The sequence below is a fragment of the Pseudomonas sp. AIG genome (genome assembly GCF_977020205.1).
Genome location: NZ_CDROCK010000111.1, coordinates 1 through 3,535 on the forward strand (window position 1 = coordinate 1; position 3,535 = coordinate 3,535).

Genomic DNA, 3,535 nt, shown 5'->3' on the forward strand with positions numbered 1-3,535 from the left:
CTGAGTTCGGGATGGGATCAGGTGGTTCCAACGCTCTATGGTCGTCAAGAAATTCGGGTACTGAGTCGTGACCAGATGGCCTCGCTTCAGCAAATTGGGTATGTGATAGCTTTCGGTGTTTGTGAACATCGAACTTTCGGTTCGTTTCGTCTTCACACACCGCAATCTGGCCTCTCTCGAGTTCGCAAATTGCTTGGGTGTTATATGGTCAAGCCTCACGGGCAATTAGTATTGGTTAGCTCAACGCCTCACAGCGCTTACACACCCAACCTATCAACGTCGTAGTCTTCGACGGCCCTTCAGGGAACTCAAGGTTCCAGTGAGATCTCATCTTGAGGCAAGTTTCCCGCTTAGATGCTTTCAGCGGTTATCTTTCCCGAACATAGCTACCCGGCAATGCCACTGGCGTGACAACCGGAACACCAGAGGTTCGTCCACTCCGGTCCTCTCGTACTAGGAGCAGCCCCTCTCAAATCTCAAACGTCCACGGCAGATAGGGACCGAACTGTCTCACGACGTTCTAAACCCAGCTCGCGTACCACTTTAAATGGCGAACAGCCATACCCTTGGGACCGGCTTCAGCCCCAGGATGTGATGAGCCGACATCGAGGTGCCAAACACCGCCGTCGATATGAACTCTTGGGCGGTATCAGCCTGTTATCCCCGGAGTACCTTTTATCCGTTGAGCGATGGCCCTTCCATACAGAACCACCGGATCACTAAGACCTACTTTCGTACCTGCTCGACGTGTCTGTCTCGCAGTCAAGCGCGCTTTTGCCTTTATACTCTACGACCGATTTCCGACCGGTCTGAGCGCACCTTCGTACTCCTCCGTTACTCTTTAGGAGGAGACCGCCCCAGTCAAACTACCCACCATACACTGTCCTCGATCCGGATAACGGACCTGAGTTAGAACCTCAAAGTTGCCAGGGTGGTATTTCAAGGTTGGCTCCACGCGAACTGGCGTCCACGCTTCAAAGCCTCCCACCTATCCTACACAAGCAAATTCAAAGTCCAGTGCAAAGCTATAGTAAAGGTTCACGGGGTCTTTCCGTCTAGCCGCGGATACACTGCATCTTCACAGCGATTTCAATTTCACTGAGTCTCGGGTGGAGACAGCGCCGCCATCGTTACGCCATTCGTGCAGGTCGGAACTTACCCGACAAGGAATTTCGCTACCTTAGGACCGTTATAGTTACGGCCGCCGTTTACCGGGGCTTCGATCAAGAGCTTCGCGTTAGCTAACCCCATCAATTAACCTTCCGGCACCGGGCAGGCGTCACACCCTATACGTCCACTTTCGTGTTTGCAGAGTGCTGTGTTTTTAATAAACAGTCGCAGCGGCCTGGTATCTTCGACCGGCATGAGCTTACGGAGCAAGTCCTTCACCCTCACCGGCGCACCTTCTCCCGAAGTTACGGTGCCATTTTGCCTAGTTCCTTCACCCGAGTTCTCTCAAGCGCCTTGGTATTCTCTACCCAACCACCTGTGTCGGTTTGGGGTACGGTTCCTGGTTACCTGAAGCTTAGAAGCTTTTCTTGGAAGCATGGCATCAACCACTTCGTGTTCTAAAAGAACACTCGTCATCAGCTCTCGGCCTTAAGATCCCGGATTTACCTAAGATCTCAGCCTACCACCTTAAACTTGGACAACCAACGCCAAGCTGGCCTAGCCTTCTCCGTCCCTCCATCGCAATAACCAGAAGTACAGGAATATTAACCTGTTTTCCATCGACTACGCTTTTCAGCCTCGCCTTAGGGACCGACTAACCCTGCGTCGATTAACGTTGCGCAGGAAACCTTGGTCTTTCGGCGTGGGTGTTTTTCACACCCATTGTCGTTACTCATGTCAGCATTCGCACTTCTGATACCTCCAGCAAGCTTCTCAACTCACCTTCACAGGCTTACAGAACGCTCCTCTACCGCATCATCCGAAGATGATACCCGTAGCTTCGGTGTATGGTTTGAGCCCCGTTACATCTTCCGCGCAGGCCGACTCGACTAGTGAGCTATTACGCTTTCTTTAAAGGGTGGCTGCTTCTAAGCCAACCTCCTAGCTGTCTAAGCCTTCCCACATCGTTTCCCACTTAACCATAACTTTGGGACCTTAGCTGACGGTCTGGGTTGTTTCCCTTTTCACGACGGACGTTAGCACCCGCCGTGTGTCTCCCATGCTCGGCACTTGTAGGTATTCGGAGTTTGCATCGGTTTGGTAAGTCGGGATGACCCCCTAGCCGAAACAGTGCTCTACCCCCTACAGTGATACATGAGGCGCTACCTAAATAGCTTTCGAGGAGAACCAGCTATCTCCGAGCTTGATTAGCCTTTCACTCCGATCCACAGGTCATCCGCTAACTTTTCAACGGTAGTCGGTTCGGTCCTCCAGTTAGTGTTACCCAACCTTCAACCTGCCCATGGATAGATCGCCCGGTTTCGGGTCTATTCCCAGCGACTAGACGCCCTATTAAGACTCGCTTTCGCTACGCCTCCCCTATTCGGTTAAGCTCGCCACTGAAAATAAGTCGCTGACCCATTATACAAAAGGTACGCAGTCACAGAACAAAGTCTGCTCCCACTGCTTGTACGCATACGGTTTCAGGATCTATTTCACTCCCCTCTCCGGGGTTCTTTTCGCCTTTCCCTCACGGTACTAGTTCACTATCGGTCAGTCAGTAGTATTTAGCCTTGGAGGATGGTCCCCCCATATTCAGACAAAGTTTCTCGTGCTCCGTCCTACTCGATTTCATGACTAAGAGATTTTCGCGTACAGGGCTATCACCCACTATGGCCGCACTTTCCAGAGCGTTCCGCTAATCTCAAAGCCACTTAAGGGCTAGTCCCCGTTCGCTCGCCACTACTAAGGGAATCTCGGTTGATTTCTTTTCCTCAGGGTACTTAGATGTTTCAGTTCCCCTGGTTCGCCTCTTGCACCTATGTATTCAGTACAAGATAACCATCTTATGATGGCTGGGTTCCCCCATTCAGACATCTCCGGATCAAAGTCTGTTTGCCGACTCCCCGAAGCTTTTCGCAGGCTACCACGTCTTTCATCGCCTCTGACTGCCAAGGCATCCACCGTATGCGCTTCTTCACTTGACCATATAACCCCAAGCAATCTGGTTATACTGTGAAGACGACATTCGCCGAAAATTCGAATTTCTCAATTAAGAGAACTCACAAATTTTACCTTAGCCTGATCCGTTACCAGTGAAAGTAACGTTCAGTCTATCTTTCTATCACATACCCAAATTTTTAAAGAACGAACTAGTCAAAGACTAGAAATCAACATTCATCATCACAACGATGGAATGCTCATTTCTAAGCTTTCAAACTTCAGAAGCAGTAGTGGTGGAGCCAAACGGGATCGAACCGTTGACCTCCTGCGTGCAAGGCAGGCGCTCTCCCAGCTGAGCTATGGCCCCGTATTTCTACAGGCGTTTCCCACACAAAATTGGTGGGTCTGGGCAGATTCGAACTGCCGACCTCACCCTTATCAGGGGTGCGCTCTAACCAACTGAGCTACAGACCCAATTTCG

Annotated in this window: 2 tRNA genes and 2 rRNA genes; all 4 read right to left on the reverse strand. The window is 50.9% G+C overall.

The features are described 5' to 3' along the window. Positions 1 to 49 (reverse strand): 5S ribosomal RNA (gene rrf, locus ACWR1S_RS30655); the annotation flags it as partial. 155 nt (positions 50 to 204) lie between these two features. Next, positions 205 to 3,098, reverse strand: a 23S ribosomal RNA gene (locus tag ACWR1S_RS30660). 247 nt (positions 3,099 to 3,345) lie between these two features. Beyond that, positions 3,346 to 3,421, reverse strand: a tRNA-Ala gene (locus ACWR1S_RS30665). A gap of 30 nt (positions 3,422 to 3,451) precedes the next feature. Beyond that, positions 3,452 to 3,528, reverse strand: a tRNA-Ile gene (locus ACWR1S_RS30670). Positions 3,529 to 3,535: the final 7 nt, after the last annotated feature.